Origin of the sequence: Klebsiella sp. 1SOBk10mer, from assembly GCF_046602535.1 — a bacterium.
Classification (GTDB): Bacteria; Pseudomonadota; Gammaproteobacteria; order Enterobacterales; family Enterobacteriaceae; genus Klebsiella; species Klebsiella quasipneumoniae.
The window spans coordinates 45,350-59,154 of the sequence record NZ_JBKIUP010000013.1 but is presented as its reverse complement, the minus strand read 5'-3'; the positions used below and the strand labels follow the sequence as shown (position 1 = coordinate 59,154).

12 protein-coding genes are annotated in these 13,805 nt (G+C 57.0%); 4 read left to right on the top strand and 8 right to left on the bottom strand.

Annotated elements, in window-relative coordinates; genetic code table 11:
- The first annotated feature begins 2 nt into the window (after positions 1-2).
- The 3 genes from phoU (at position 3) to ACLH1I_RS23125 (ending at position 4,038) form a co-directional block, all read left to right on the top strand.
- On the top strand, positions 3-728 hold the full coding sequence (phoU, locus tag ACLH1I_RS23135) for a phosphate signaling complex protein PhoU (RefSeq protein ID WP_004107251.1): 726 nt from the start codon (positions 3-5) through the stop codon (positions 726-728).
- A 473-nt stretch (positions 729-1,201) separates the two neighbouring features.
- Complete coding sequence (locus ACLH1I_RS23130; protein ID WP_017899655.1) at positions 1,202-2,833, top strand: carbohydrate porin; 1,632 nt, start codon at positions 1,202-1,204, stop codon at positions 2,831-2,833.
- Between the two features lie 38 nt (positions 2,834-2,871).
- A complete protein-coding gene (locus tag ACLH1I_RS23125; protein WP_048326132.1) occupies positions 2,872-4,038 on the top strand; it encodes an alpha/beta hydrolase-fold protein in 1,167 nt (388 codons plus the stop codon).
- Between the two features lie 174 nt (positions 4,039-4,212).
- Here ACLH1I_RS23125 and yieH read toward each other — a convergent pair whose 3' ends face one another.
- Positions 4,213-4,878 (bottom strand): 6-phosphogluconate phosphatase, encoded by a 666-nt coding sequence (gene yieH, locus ACLH1I_RS23120; RefSeq protein ID WP_114466382.1) that lies wholly within the window; start codon positions 4,876-4,878, stop codon positions 4,213-4,215.
- Positions 4,879-5,047: 169 nt separating this feature from the next.
- On the opposite strand from yieH, the gene ACLH1I_RS23115 reads away from it, so the two are divergent.
- The gene (locus tag ACLH1I_RS23115) at positions 5,048-6,385 is read left to right on the top strand and encodes an NCS2 family permease (protein WP_004202294.1); all 1,338 of its coding nucleotides are present in this window, start codon (positions 5,048-5,050) and stop codon (positions 6,383-6,385) included.
- A gap of 45 nt (positions 6,386-6,430) precedes the next feature.
- On the opposite strand, the gene ACLH1I_RS23110 is transcribed toward ACLH1I_RS23115, so the two are convergent.
- The 7 genes from ACLH1I_RS23110 to yidC form a co-directional block, all read right to left on the bottom strand.
- Entirely contained in the window at positions 6,431-6,997 is a 567-nt protein-coding gene (locus tag ACLH1I_RS23110; protein WP_004202293.1) for an NADPH-dependent FMN reductase, read from the bottom strand.
- A 36-nt stretch (positions 6,998-7,033) separates the two neighbouring features.
- On the bottom strand, positions 7,034-7,609 hold the full coding sequence (locus ACLH1I_RS23105; protein ID WP_072140520.1) for a 4'-phosphopantetheinyl transferase family protein: 576 nt from the start codon (positions 7,607-7,609) through the stop codon (positions 7,034-7,036).
- 310 nt (positions 7,610-7,919) lie between these two features.
- On the bottom strand, positions 7,920-8,879 hold the full coding sequence (gene yidZ / locus ACLH1I_RS23100) for an HTH-type transcriptional regulator YidZ (RefSeq protein ID WP_004202291.1): 960 nt from the start codon (positions 8,877-8,879) through the stop codon (positions 7,920-7,922).
- The gene (locus ACLH1I_RS23095; protein WP_004202290.1) at positions 8,848-10,032 is read right to left on the bottom strand and encodes an MFS transporter; all 1,185 of its coding nucleotides are present in this window, start codon (positions 10,030-10,032) and stop codon (positions 8,848-8,850) included. The genes yidZ and ACLH1I_RS23095 overlap by 32 nt, the downstream gene beginning before the upstream one ends.
- 99 nt (positions 10,033-10,131) lie before the next feature.
- Entirely contained in the window at positions 10,132-10,551 is a 420-nt protein-coding gene (locus ACLH1I_RS23090; RefSeq protein WP_004202289.1) for a GNAT family N-acetyltransferase, read from the bottom strand.
- A 118-nt stretch (positions 10,552-10,669) separates the two neighbouring features.
- Positions 10,670-12,034 (bottom strand): tRNA uridine-5-carboxymethylaminomethyl(34) synthesis GTPase MnmE, encoded by a 1,365-nt coding sequence (mnmE, locus tag ACLH1I_RS23085; protein WP_004202288.1) that lies wholly within the window; start codon positions 12,032-12,034, stop codon positions 10,670-10,672.
- Between the two features lie 122 nt (positions 12,035-12,156).
- A complete protein-coding gene (gene yidC / locus ACLH1I_RS23080; protein ID WP_017899657.1) occupies positions 12,157-13,803 on the bottom strand; it encodes a membrane protein insertase YidC in 1,647 nt (548 codons plus the stop codon).
- Positions 13,804-13,805: the final 2 nt, after the last annotated feature.

Below are 13,805 nucleotides of genomic sequence, written 5' to 3'. Positions count from 1 at the left end.
CCATGGACAACCTAAATCTTAACAAACATATTTCCGGCCAGTTCAACGCTGAACTGGAGTATATCCGCACCCAGGTGATGACCATGGGGGGGCTGGTGGAGCAACAGCTTTCTGATGCGATCACCGCAATGCATAACCAGGACAGCGAACTGGCGAAACGCGTGATTGACGGCGACAAACAGGTCAACATGATGGAAGTGGCGATCGATGAAGCCTGCGTGCGCATCATCGCCAAGCGCCAGCCGACCGCCAGCGACCTGCGCCTGGTGATGGCGATCATCAAGACTATCGCTGAGCTGGAACGCATTGGCGATGTGGCGGATAAAATCTGCCGTACCGCGCTGGAGAAGTTTTCCCAGCAGCATCAGCCGCTGCTGGTGAGCCTTGAATCGCTGGGCCGCCATACGGTGCAGATGCTGCATGACGTGCTGGATGCCTTCGCGCGTATGGATCTCGACGAGGCGGTACGTATCTATCGCGAAGACAAGAAAGTCGACCAGGAATATGAAGGCATCGTACGTCAGCTGATGACCTACATGATGGAAGACTCGCGCACTATCCCCAGCGTCCTGACGGCGCTGTTCTGCGCGCGCTCCATCGAGCGTATCGGCGACCGCTGCCAGAATATCTGCGAATATATTTTCTACTTCGTCAAAGGCCAGGATTTCCGTCATGTGGGCGGCGATGAACTGGATAAATTGCTCGCTGGTAAAGATCCGAAAGAGTAATAATCATTTTGTCTAATTCTGATGAATGGATTTATCAGAATTAGATATGATTCCTCCACCGGCAGCGATATTGCTGAGATTATCGTCACAATTAACAGGCTGCCCGTTTGAGTTCTTCATTTTATCGCGTAACAATCAGCATCCACTGACTGAGCGCGCAAGCTCAGAATGTTTTAAACGGATTGTTACTGCGACAGCAGGCAAAACCTGATATTGCCCCCACGGCGGCGATATCAGGTTTTTTTATGCGTGCGAAGAATGACTTAATAAGGGTTGCTACCGCGATGCGCGGGCAAAACCTGAAGAGGATTATCTGTTAAGGCAGATCGTCTTCTTCGGGTTTTTTTGCTTTTTTCCAGGCGCAAAAATAACAGTCCCCGCGCCCTTAAGCGGTATGGATAAAGCTATTTGAACCCGCGCGATGCTTGTCGCTGTCGTTTTTATTAATGCCAATACTTATATAAGGGAATATTATGATGAGAAAAACCAGGATCGCTTCGGCGATAGCCTTGCTGGCGCCGCTTTGTTATTCAACCTCCCTGATCGCGAGCCAGCTGACGGTAGAGCAACGGCTTGAGTTGCTGGAAAAAGCGCTCAGCGATACGCAAAAAGAGCTCAAAAAATATCAAGACCAGGAGAGAAAAAGAGACCAGATTTGGGCCTCATGGTCTCCGCCTGCAGAGAGCCAGAAGCGCAACGTCGCGGCGGCGGCCGGACCGAAAGCAGCGGTGAAACCGGATGCGGTACTGGTCAAAAATCAACAACCTGCTACAGACAGTGCACCAGCCTACAGCGCGATGACGCTGAAAGATTTTAGCAGGTTCGTCAAAGATGAAATTGGCTTTAGCTATAACGGCTACTTCCGCTCGGGCTGGGGAACCGCCTCGCATGGCTCGCCAAAATCGTGGGCCATCGGCTCGCTTGGCCGTCTGGGCAATGAATATTCCGGCTGGTTCGATCTGCAGCTGAAGCAGCGGGTGTTTCAGGAAGGCGATAAACGCGTCGACGCCATCGTGATGCTCGACGGGAACGTTGGCCAGCAGTATTCCACTGGCTGGTTTGGCGACAATGCCGGCGGCGAAAACTACATCCAATTCTCGGATATGTACGTTAACACCAAAGGATTCCTGCCGTTTGCTCCGGAGGCCGATTTCTGGGTCGGCAAACACGGTGCGCCAAAAATCGAGATCCAGATGCTGGACTGGAAAACGCAGAGAACCGATGCGGCGGCTGGCGTGGGGCTGGAAAACTGGCAGGTTGGCGTCGGGAAATTCGATATCGCGCTGGTGCGGGAAGATGTTGATGACTACGATCGTTCCTTGAGCAATAAGCAGCAAATAAACACCAATACCCTTGATATCCGTTACAAAGAGATCCCGCTGTGGGATAAAGCCAGCCTGATGGTCAGCGGACGCTATGTCGCTGCCAACCAAAGTTCTTCTGAGAAATATAAAGAGGGCAATGAAGGCTATTATCCATGGAAAGATACCTGGATGGCCGGCACCTCGTTAACGCAAAAATTTGCTAACGGCGGCTTTAACGAATTCTCTTTCTTACTGGCGAATAACTCCATTGCCAGCAGCTTCTCGCGCTATGCCGGATCCAGCCCCTATACAACCTTTAACGGCCGCTATTATGGCGACCATACCAATGGCACCGCCGTGCGCTTAACCTCGCAAGGGGAAACCTATTTACGTGATGACATTATTATGGCGAATGCCATCGTTTACTCTTTTGGTAACGACGTTTACAGCTACGAGACCGGGGCCCACTCCGATTTTGAATCCATCCGTACGGTCCTGCGACCGGCTTATATCTGGAATAAATATAACCAGACCGGCGTCGAACTGGGGTACTTCAAGCAGCAAAACAAAGATGTTACCGGCAAAAAATATAACGAGTCCGGCTATAAGACCACGCTGTTCCATACCTTCAAAGTTAATACCAGTATGCTGACCTCGCGCCCGGAAATTCGCTTCTATGCCACCTATATTAAAGCGAAGGATATCGACCTGGATAAGGCCGCGAATAACACCACCAGCATTTTTGAAGACGGTAAAAACGATCAGTTTGCCGTAGGGGCGCAGGCGGAAATCTGGTGGTGAGACGATAACAGAACGGACACAACATAAGAGGAATAACGATGAAACGACATGCAATTTATTTCGCCCTGGCGCTGGCGGGCGCGGCGTTCACCATTCAGGCGGCACCGTTGCCCGCGGTGCCGGACCCCTCCCTGCCGGTGAGCCACTTTATAACCCAAGTTAACGCGGATAAAAGTATCACTTACCGCCTGTTTGCCCCTGATGCCCGGCGGGTTTCGGTAGTCACCGGCGCCACGCCGGACTCTTTTGTCTCGCACGACATGACCAAGGCAGCGGACGGAGTCTGGACATGGAAAAGCGAGCCGATGAAGCCCAATCTCTATGAATACTATTTCGATGTGGATGGCTTCCGCTCGGTAGATACCGGCGGCCGCTATCAGAAGCCGCAGCGCCAGGTGAACACCAGTTTGATTCTGGTGCCGGGCAGTATTCTTGACGATCGGGCGGTCGCGCACGGCGATCTGCGCACCCTTACCTATCACTCAAAGGCGCTGAACGCTGAACGTCGTCTCTATGTCTGGACGCCGCCGGGTTATAGCGGAACCGGCGATCCGCTGCCGGTGCTCTATTTCTATCATGGCTTTGGCGACAGCGGCCTGTCGGCCATCGATCAGGGGCGGATCCCGCAAATCATGGATAACCTGCTGGCGGAGGGCAAGATCAAGCCAATGCTGGTGGTGGTCCCGGATACCGAAACCGATATCCCGGAAGCCATCGCGGAAAACTTCCCGCCGCAGGAGCGACGCAAAACCTTCTATCCGCTGAATGCGCAGGCGGCGGATAAAGAGCTCATGCAGGATATTATTCCGCTGATCGATGCCCGGTTTAACGTGCGTAAAGATGCCGACGGTCGGGCGCTCGCCGGGCTGTCGCAGGGCGGCTATCAGGCGCTGGTCTCCGGAATGAATCATCTGGAGAGCTTTGGCTGGCTCGCCACGTTTAGCGGCGTCACAACCACCACGGTGCCGAATGCTGGTGTGGAAGCGCAGCTGAAACATCCTGAGGCCATCAATAAACAGCTGCGTAACTTTACCGTGGTCGTCGGGGAAAAAGATTCCGTGACCGGCAAAGACATCGCGGGTCTGAAAAGCGAGCTGGAAAAACAGAAGATCAACTTTGACTATCACGCCTATCCCGGCCTGAACCATGAAATGGACGTCTGGCGCCCTGCCTACGCGGAGTTTGTGCAAAAACTGTTTAAATAGCCGGAGGGGGCGTTTAGCCCCCGTTTTCCGCGAGTGAAGAAAGACAAGATGAAAGTGCTTGTGTCCGAAGATAATGAGTTAAGCCGGTCGCCAGCCATCCTGTTCTGGGCGAGATCACAGCGCTACCGGGCTACCCTTGCTGCCAACCGTCGCCCGGCCAGGCGACGCCGGGGGCTAGCGAGTGATATCCCAACCGCGCGCTTTCCACAATGCCGGCAGCGCAGCCAGATCGGTAAAGGTTGTCACTTTGGGATGATCGATTGGCGGGTTGTGCGGATCGGCGCAGAAGTAGAACACCTCCATGCCGGCGGCTATTCCCGATTGTGCACCTGCACTGGAATCATCAACCAGAATGCAGTTCTCAACGTTAACGTTCATCGCCTTTGCGGCATGGAACATCAGCGCCGGATCGGGTTTCCAGCGCTGAATATCGTAGCCGCTGTACAACCGGTCAGCGAAATGGTGCAGCAGGCCGGTGCGGCCGAGAGAGTGTTGCATCTTACTGACCGGGCCATTGGAGACCACGCACATCGGGACGCTTACCGCATCCAGCAGCGCCTGGGCTCCAGCAATCACCTCCAGTTCACTATCGAACAGGCGGGAGACTTCCGCACGGTAAATCGGCTCCAGGGTGGCCTTTTGCAGGTTAACGCCATGCTCGGCGTTGATGGTGTCGATTATTTCGTACAGCTTTACGCCTTTGAAGCGCTTAAAAATCTCTGCCAGCTCCAGCGTAATGCCAAATTCCTGGAACATGTGCACGTAGGCGCGGGAGCAAATTACCTCGCTGTCGACCAGCGTGCCGTCACAGTCAAAAAATACTGCTTCTTGTTGAGTCATAGCCATTCCATATTAACAAGTTTAACGTTTTCGTCATGTTCAATGCCGCGACGCAATCGTTGCCGTATAAGCAAAATAAATGAAAAAAATTACCATACAACCGCGCCTGGCGCTGTAATTTGGTATAGGATAGCGTCGAATTTTCCCTCCTTACGTTCGGAAACCGATAATGAGTCAACAACAAACCAGCCAGTCTTCTGGCCAGGGTCTGCTGGAGCGCGTATTTAAACTGCGCGAGCACGGCACCACGGTGCGCACGGAAGCCATCGCCGGTTTCACCACGTTCCTGACGATGGTGTATATCGTTTTTGTTAACCCACAAATTCTTGGCGTAGCGGGCATGGATACCAGCGCCGTGTTTGTGACCACCTGTCTGATTGCCGCTTTCGGCAGTATCATGATGGGGCTGTTCGCGAACCTGCCGGTTGCTCTGGCGCCGGCGATGGGCCTGAACGCCTTTTTCGCCTTTGTGGTGGTGCAGGCGATGGGCCTGCCATGGCAGGTCGGCATGGGCGCGATTTTCTGGGGCGCCGTCGGCCTGCTGCTGCTGACGATCTTCCGCGTACGCTACTGGATGATCGCCAATATTCCGCTGAGCCTGCGCGTGGGCATCACCAGCGGGATCGGCCTGTTTATCGGTATGATGGGCCTGAAGAACGCCGGGGTTATCGTCGCTAACCCGGAAACGCTGGTCAGCATTGGTCATCTGACTTCCCACAGCGTGCTGCTGGGCGTGCTGGGCTTCTTTATCATCGCGATTCTGGCGTCGCGCAACATTCACGCCGCGGTACTGGTCTCTATCGTGGTGACCACCCTGCTGGGCTGGATGCTGGGGGATGTGCACTACACCGGTATCGTCTCAGCGCCGCCGAGCGTGACTTCGGTGATCGGTCATGTCGATCTGGCGGGCTCCCTGAATCTGGGCCTGGCCGGGGTAATCTTCTCCTTTATGCTGGTCAACCTGTTTGACTCCTCCGGGACGCTGATCGGCGTGACGGATAAAGCGGGTCTGGCGGACGCCAACGGTAAATTCCCGCGCATGAAGCAGGCGCTGTTTGTCGATAGCGTCTCGTCGGTGGCAGGTTCCTTCATCGGCACCTCATCGGTAACAGCGTATATCGAATCCTCCTCCGGCGTCTCCGTAGGCGGGCGCACCGGCCTGACCGCCGTTGTCGTCGGTATCCTGTTCCTGCTGGTTATCTTCCTCTCTCCGCTGGCGGGGATGGTTCCGGCCTATGCGGCCGCCGGCGCGCTGATTTACGTCGGCGTGCTGATGACCTCCAGCCTGGCGCGCGTGAAGTGGGATGACCTGACGGAAGCGGTACCGGCGTTTATCACCGCGGTGATGATGCCGTTTAGCTTCTCGATCACTGAAGGTATCGCCCTGGGCTTTATCTCCTACTGCGTGATGAAGATCGGCACCGGCCGTCTGCGCGACCTCAGCCCTTGCGTAATTATCGTCTCGCTGCTGTTCGTGCTGAAGATTGTCTTTATTGATGCACATTAATCCGCACGCATGATGAAAAAGCCCGGCATCGCTGCCGGGCTTTTTTTATGCTTTTACCCGCTTAATATAATCGCCAAAGGCGGTCAGCTGGCCGCGCAGATGGTCGAGGGTGCTCTGATCGACCACTTCACCTGACTGCGGATCCACTTTGTTCTGGATCACGCCGCCCATAAATTCCGGTTTATTCATTACCATCGCATCGAGGAACACCAGAATCTGCCGCAGATGATACTGGCAGCGCGCGCCGCCGATGGCGCCCATTGAGCTGGTTTGAATCAGCACCGGCTTGCCGGACAGCGGCTGCTCTGGCAGGCGTGAAAGCCAGTCGATGGCGTTTTTCAGGCCGCCAGGCACGGAATAGTTATACTCGGGGGTGACAATCACCACGCCATCCGCCTCGCGGATCTGTTGCGCAATCTCCTGCACGCGCTGCGGGAATCCCTCTTCTTCCTGAATATCAGCATCGTACAGCGGAATATCGCCGATTGACGGCAGCGCGGAGATGTCCATGCCCGCCGGCGCGATGCCGGGCAGGGTACGCGCGACCATTCCATTAAACGACCCTTTACGCAGGCTGCCGAGTAACGTAACCACTTTCAAGGTATCTGACATGATTGCTCCTTTGGATCATGATGCCGGCAAGACCGGTCAATTGAGGGATAAGGTTTTTTCCGTGGGTAGGCTGGTAAAGCGCATCAGGCGGGCTGACGGCTCGCGCGCGCGCCGCTGAGCGTCCGCCAGGCTGTGCCAGTCGCCTCCCTTAGCGTCATACTCCCAGACCTTCAGCGGGCCGATATTCGGGGTAGCGGCAATCGACCACACCAGCAGCGATTCGGCGTCACAGACGGCTTCGATCGGCAGGCTGCCGGCGGTACGCAGGCGGCCGGAGCCAGGCAGCAGCTGCAGCTGCGTTGATGTTTCACCGGTCAGCTTCAGCACGCTGCGCCGCAGCGCCACCAGTTGGCTGCGCGCTTCGTCCGGGTCATGCTGAATGTTAACCCACAGATTCTCATTGTTACTGAAATTTTGCCGGTCGGCGTCGTGGCTGCGGACAGTGCGCTGCAGCTCCATATCGAGGCCACAATCCCCTTCGGTGGTCAGCGCTACGCCAACGATATTGCCAGTATAAGAGATAGAGAAGCGGGGAAGGTGACGATCGCTAAAAACCGGTCGGCCATTGGCTTCGTTAACGATTTCAGGCAGCTCGCCGATGCCGTAAAGCATAAACAGCAGTTCGGCGAGCAGCGACCGCGAAGCGCGAAAGCGGGCTTGCCGGTATTCAGGGAGCCGACGTGCGGATTGATGACAGGCCGCTGACAAACGTGTCGATAGCGGCTCCCCGGTACTGAGTATCCCTCGTGCAAAATGCGTTGCCATACGTCGCTCCGTGAGTAATGGTCTGAATGAAAACTGCGGGCGCTATTATCGCCTGGTATTAACAGGTTTTAATGCCGAAATCCCCCCTTGAAAAGGGAATTTGTTTGGATTTTACAAATTATTGCGCAAATAAGGTGCTACGGACACGAAACAAAGCTTACAGCGTACCGGAATAGAGCGCTTTCAACGTATCTCTAAGCCAGACAAGCTTCGGGTTGTAGCTGTTGCGTTTATGCCATAGCAAGGTGAAGGGGACGCGAAGCTTTTCCAGATGCTGCGGCTCCAGCGGCAGCGGCCGGGAGACCAGCGGTAGCTGATGCTGCTGATTATAGTGCTGGCAGTAGCGTGGCGCGGTGGCCAGCATGGTGTGCTGCGGTTGAGCCGCCATAAAGAGGGATTGCTCAAACCCCGGCACGGTCAGCGCCACATTACGCTTATGCCCCAGCTCCTGCAGCACGTCGTCCAGCGCCCAGGTATCGCGTTGTTCCCAGCAGATGGTGATATGCGGATAGCGTAAGAATGCCGCCAGATCCCACTCCTCCCTGAGCGCCGGATGATCGGCGCGCAGCCAGACCTGCGGCAGGTCGGTGAACAGCACATCAAAATCGATATACCACGGCAGCAGGCTCAGCAGCTCCCGCGACTGCGGATGGCTTTCGCGTCCGCAGAAGCCGATATCCACCTCGCCGCGGATGATGGCGTCCAGGGAGTCGTAGTCCCAGTTGCGCAAACGAATCAATGCCTGCGGGTAGCGCTGATAGATGCGCTGGGAGAGGGTGTTAAACAGGATCATCAGCAACGGCGTTTCCGCCGCCAGCTCGAACTTGAGGCCGCTCGGCATGGTGTGGTGCGGTTTATCGAGGATCTGGTTGCCCATCTGCATCCAGTCCGCCAGATCCTGCTCCATGCTGCTGACCAGCGGTGTAGGCGCCAGGCCCAGCGGCGTTTTGACAAACAGCGGATCGTCAAACCAGGCGCGCAGCTTGGCCAGCGACTTGCTCACCGCCGAGGGCGAAACGTTCATCCGCTTCGCCGTACGGGTGACGCTGAGCTCCTGGGTCAGGAGCTGCAGGCAGAGCAGTAAATTAAGATCGAGACTCGAAAGCGGCTTCTTCATTGTGTTGCGCAACCCGCGGCGGAGTGGCGACCAGTAGCAGAACAAGACTCACTATGCTACAGGCAATGAGTATCCCGATCAGCATATTCATTGCGCTGAGTCCGATGATGGCGGCGATCCAAATCCACAGCGACGAACCGCACACCTGCGCGATGCCGAGGACCGAGCTGGCGACACCGGCGCGCAGCGTGAATGGCCCCAGGGCCTGGCTCATTGCGACGCCGAAGCCGACGGAGAAGCCGGCGCAAATCATGCCCAGCCCGACCAGGGTGACGACCTGCTGGGTGGCGAGGCTCAGCGCCACGCCTGCCGCCAGGAACAGCAGCTGCGAGGTTATCATCAGGGTGCGTGGTTTAAACAGCGACAGGGCGAACGGCGTCGAGAAGGAGACCGCCATGCTGACCATCGCCATCAGCGCCATCGTCATGGAATAGGTGCCGCGATCGAACCCCATCTCCTCCATCATCAGTACCGGCGAGACGTTCACGTAGGTGAGGATCGCCGTCACGCTGAGGGTGGTGATGAGAATGCGGCTGAGGAAAAAGCGGTTCAACAGCGATTCGCCCGCGCCATGCTGCGGCATAGCCGTCTGCGCAGGCGCCGTCGGACGCGTCTCGCGCAGGATAAATACCGCCAGCAAACCCACTGTTACCCCCATGCCGATCATGGTGTAGAACAGACTCTGCCACGGGTATTTCAGCATGATCAGGTGGCCGAGCACCGGCGCCAGCACGGGGATGATGCAGGTAATGCCGTTGAGCAACGACAGCACTTTGGCCCGTCGACGGTCGTTCAGCGTATCGCGCAGAATAGCGAAAGCCACCACGTAGCAGCAGCCGGCGCCGATCCCCTGGATAAAGCGTCCGGTAAGGAAGTGGCTGCTGGTGTGCGCCTGCGCGCAGAGCAGGGAGGCGATAACAAAGATCGCCGCCCCCACCATGGCGACAGGCTTACGCCCCGAGCGGTCGGCGATACGGCCAGCAAACAGCATCGCGGAGGCCATTCCGGCCAGATAGACCGAGAAGGCGATATGTAATTGCGCCTCGCTGGCTCCCAGATCCTGAGCAATACGCGGCAGGCCGACGAGATACATATCGATGCCGGAGGGATAGAGCAGAACCAGGGCAAAGCTGCAGAGAAGAAAGCGTGTCATGAGATCCTCGCGATGTGAATGGCGTTCAGCATAGTGAGGAACGTCCCGCAAGACGAGTTGCCATTTGGACAACGCTATTTTCCTGGCAGGAAACGCGAACTAGCGGCCCCGGCATCGCCACACGCGGGCCATCCCTTCGCTTTCCGGCCGAACGCTTTCGAAGCCAAACTTCGCGTACAGCTCCGGAACATCCGCCACCAGCGTAACGTAGGCGCCGTCAAAGGCGTTAGCGTCCAGCCAGGCAACCAGCTTCTCCATCACCAGCCGCCCAAGGCCCTTTCCCTGGTGAGCCGGATCGACGGCGACGTCGACAATGTCGAAATTAATTGCGCCGTCGCCGACGATGCGCCCCATGGCGATAGGCGTCTCCTGCCAGAGGATATGTACGCCATAACAGCTGCGCGGCAGCCCGGCTCTGGCGCCTTCCAGGGGGCGCGGCGACATACCCGCTACCTCTCGCAGGTGGCAAAACGCTTCGGCGGAGGGCACCTTCTCGATCACGGTATATTCAACGGTCATGCTTTAGTCTCGTGGTTAAGGGGAGATAAAAGTAGAGAACGTTGCGCCGCAAAGGGCAAGAAAAAACCCGCATTAACGCGGCGTTAATGCGGGTGAGTGAACATTTACGGACTAAACGTTATTTGCCGATACAGAAGCTGGAGAAGATGCGGCCCAGCAGGTCATCGGAGGTGAACTCCCCGGTGATCTCGCTCAGCGCCTGCTGCGCGAGACGCAGCTCTTCCGCCAGCAGCTCGCCGGCCCAGGCGCCCAGCAGCTGGGCTTTGCCCTGCTGCAGATGGTCCGCCGCCTCTTCCAGCGCCTGCAGATGGCGACGGCGGGCGAGGAAGCCGCCTTCCATATTGGTATCGAAGCCCATGCTCTGCTTGAGGTGGTTACGCAGCACCTCGACGCCTTCGCCAGTGCGTGCCGACAGGCGGATCAGTGAGTGGCCATTTACTTCGCTGATACCCAGCGCTTCGCCGGTGACATCGGCTTTATTACGCACCACGGTAATCGGCAGTTTAGCGGGCAGGCGCTCGATAAAATCTGGCCAGATCTCCGCAGGATCAACGGCGCTGGTGGTGGTGCCATCGACCATAAACAGCACTCGATCGGCCTGGGCAATCTCCTGCCAGGCACGCTCGATGCCGATACGTTCCACTTCGTCATTGGCGTCGCGCAGGCCTGCGGTATCAATGATATGCAGCGGCATGCCGTCGATATGGATATGCTCGCGCAGCACGTCGCGGGTGGTGCCGGCGATGTCGGTGACGATCGCTGCTTCGCGGCCCGCCAGGGCGTTCAGCAGGCTCGATTTACCGGCATTTGGCCGCCCGGCGATCACCACCTTCATCCCTTCGCGCAGCAGACTGCCCTGACGGGCTTCGGCGCGGACGGCGTCGAGGTCGGCCATCACCTCGTTCAGCTGGGCTTCAATTTTGCCGTCGGAGAGGAAATCAATTTCTTCATCCGGGAAATCAATCGCCGCTTCCACGTAGATGCGCAGGTGAGTGAGCGCTTCCACAAGGTGGTTAACCCGCGCGGAGAAGGCCCCCTGCAGTGAGTTCAGCGCCGAGCGCGCCGCCTGTTCTGAGCTGGCGTCGATAAGGTCGGCGATGGCCTCTGCCTGCGCCAGGTCGAGCTTGTCGTTAAGGAACGCGCGCTCAGAGAATTCGCCCGGCCTGGCGATGCGCAGGCCCGGCAGGGTCAGAATACGTTTAAGCAGCAGGTCGAGAATGACCGGGCCGCCGTGGCCCTGCAGCTCAAGCACATCTTCCCCGGTAAAGGAGTTCGGCCCGGGGAACCAAAGCGCAATCCCCTGATCAAGCGGCGTACCGTCAACGTCGTTGAACGGCAGGTAGTCGGCATAGCGCGGTTTCGGCAGCTTGCCGAGTACCGCCTGCGCGACGTCGCGCGCTTTGAGGCCGGAGATGCGCAGGATGCCCACACCCCCGCGTCCCGGTGGGGTTGCCTGGGCGACGATAGTGTCGTTATGGCTCATGGTGACTCTCTATGTAGATGTAAAAAAGGCGGTCCATTGACCGCCTTCTCTGGCATTAACGTTACCGTAACTACTCTAAATCATTCAAGTCGCAGATGCGTTGCCTTGAAGAATGAAGAGTATCAGGATTTCTTCTTCTCGCGGCTATGCAGGCCACGCTTCTCCAGACCACGGTAAATCAGCTGCTGCTGAATAATGGTCACCAGGTTGCTGACGATGTAGTACACCACCAGGCCAGACGGGAACCACAGGAAGAACACCGTGAAGATGACCGGCATAAAGGTCATGATCTTCTGCTGCATCGGGTCAGTCACGGTGGTCGGCGACATCTTCTGGATGAAGAACATCGTCGCGCCCATGATGATCGGCAGGATGTAGTACGGGTCCTGAGCAGACAGGTCGTGGATCCACAGGATAAACGGCGCATGACGCAGTTCAACCGAGGCGCTCAGCATGTAGTACAGCGCAAGGAAGATCGGCATCTGAATAATCAGCGGGAAGCAGCCGCCCAGCGGGTTCACTTTCTCCGCTTTATACAGCGCCATCATCTCCTGGCTTTGACGTTGTTTATCGTCGCCCAGACGCTCGCGCATGGCCTGAATCTTCGGCTGCAGCATACGCATCTTCGCCATGGAGGTGTACTGCGCTTTGGTCAGCGGGTACATGATGCCACGAACGATAAAGGTGATGACGATGATCGAGAAGCCCCAGTTGCCGAGGAAGCTGTGGATGAACTTCAGCAGCTTGAACAGCGGTTGGGAGATGAACCACAGCCAGCCGTAGTCGACGGTCAGATCCAGGTGCGGCGCGACGGCAGCCATTTTGTCCTGAATCGCCGGGCCGACCCACAGCGTGCTCTGCAGTTTGTCGGTTTGGCCAGGCTGTACCAGTACCGGCTGGGATTTATAGCCGATAGCAACAATGCCGTTGCCGAGGTTGGCGGTATAGAAGTTATTCGTCCCGTTATTCTGCGGCACCCACGCGGTGGTGAAGTACTGCTGCAGCATGGCAACCCAACCGTTTTTGGTGCTGACGTTCAGGTTTTCGTTATCCAGAATGGTATCGAATTTGTATTTTTCGTATTTCGAATCCGCGGTGGAGAACGCTGCGCCACGGAAAGTATGCATCGTGGACAGGCCGCCGGTCTGCGTATCGCGACTGGACGGCAGCGCAGCGGTCTGCTTCAGCTGACCGAAGGTCGAGACTTCCAGCGGTTTCTCGCTGGCATTCTGCACGCTATAACCGACGTTCACCGCATAGCCACCGCGTTTCAGGGTGAAGGTTTTGGTGAAGACGTTGCCGGCTTTGTCGGTGTAGGTCAGCGGGATGACGAGCTCATCCTGGCCATCGGCCAGCACAAACGCCTCTTTATCGACGCTGTACAGCGGACGCGGGCCGTTTGCCGGATTATCCGGACCGTCACGGCCGGTTAAGCCGCTCTGCGCCTGGTAGACAAACTGCGGGGTGGTTTCCAGTAACTGGAACGGTTCGGTCGATTTCAGCGTTTTTGGATACGCCAGAAGCAGCGCCTGCTCAATATCGCCACCGTTGGTGTTGATAGTCAGCTCAAGCACGTCGGTTTTAACCGTAATCAGTTTCCCCTGGCCACTGGCCGGTACGCCCTGGTCGGCGGCGCTACCCGCTGCTGTGGTCGTAGTCTGCGTGGTCTGCTGCTGGGGTTGCGGATTTTTGTCCTGCTCCCAGGCTTGCCAGATCATGAAAGACACGAACAACAAAGCGATGATAAGAAGATTGCGTTGCGAATCCATCG

What these genes read in the sequence shown, in the direction of transcription:
- yidZ (WP_004202291.1), bottom strand. Translation starts at nt 8,879, where the DNA reads ATGAAGAAGCCGCTTTCGAGTCTCGATCTTAATTTACTGCTCTGCCTG.
- ACLH1I_RS23115 (WP_004202294.1), top strand. Translation starts at nt 5,048, where the DNA reads ATGAGTCAACAACAAACCAGCCAGTCTTCTGGCCAGGGTCTGCTGGAG.
- ACLH1I_RS23130 (WP_017899655.1), top strand. Translation starts at nt 1,202, where the DNA reads ATGATGAGAAAAACCAGGATCGCTTCGGCGATAGCCTTGCTGGCGCCG.
- yidC (WP_017899657.1), bottom strand. Translation starts at nt 13,803, where the DNA reads ATGGATTCGCAACGCAATCTTCTTATCATCGCTTTGTTGTTCGTGTCT.
- phoU (WP_004107251.1), top strand. Translation starts at nt 3, where the DNA reads ATGGACAACCTAAATCTTAACAAACATATTTCCGGCCAGTTCAACGCT.
- ACLH1I_RS23090 (WP_004202289.1), bottom strand. Translation starts at nt 10,551, where the DNA reads ATGACCGTTGAATATACCGTGATCGAGAAGGTGCCCTCCGCCGAAGCG.
- ACLH1I_RS23110 (WP_004202293.1), bottom strand. Translation starts at nt 6,997, where the DNA reads ATGTCAGATACCTTGAAAGTGGTTACGTTACTCGGCAGCCTGCGTAAA.
- mnmE (WP_004202288.1), bottom strand. Translation starts at nt 12,034, where the DNA reads ATGAGCCATAACGACACTATCGTCGCCCAGGCAACCCCACCGGGACGC.
- ACLH1I_RS23095 (WP_004202290.1), bottom strand. Translation starts at nt 10,032, where the DNA reads ATGACACGCTTTCTTCTCTGCAGCTTTGCCCTGGTTCTGCTCTATCCC.
- ACLH1I_RS23105 (WP_072140520.1), bottom strand. Translation starts at nt 7,609, where the DNA reads ATGCTTTACGGCATCGGCGAGCTGCCTGAAATCGTTAACGAAGCCAAT.
- ACLH1I_RS23125 (WP_048326132.1), top strand. Translation starts at nt 2,872, where the DNA reads ATGAAACGACATGCAATTTATTTCGCCCTGGCGCTGGCGGGCGCGGCG.
- yieH (WP_114466382.1), bottom strand. Translation starts at nt 4,878, where the DNA reads ATGACTCAACAAGAAGCAGTATTTTTTGACTGTGACGGCACGCTGGTC.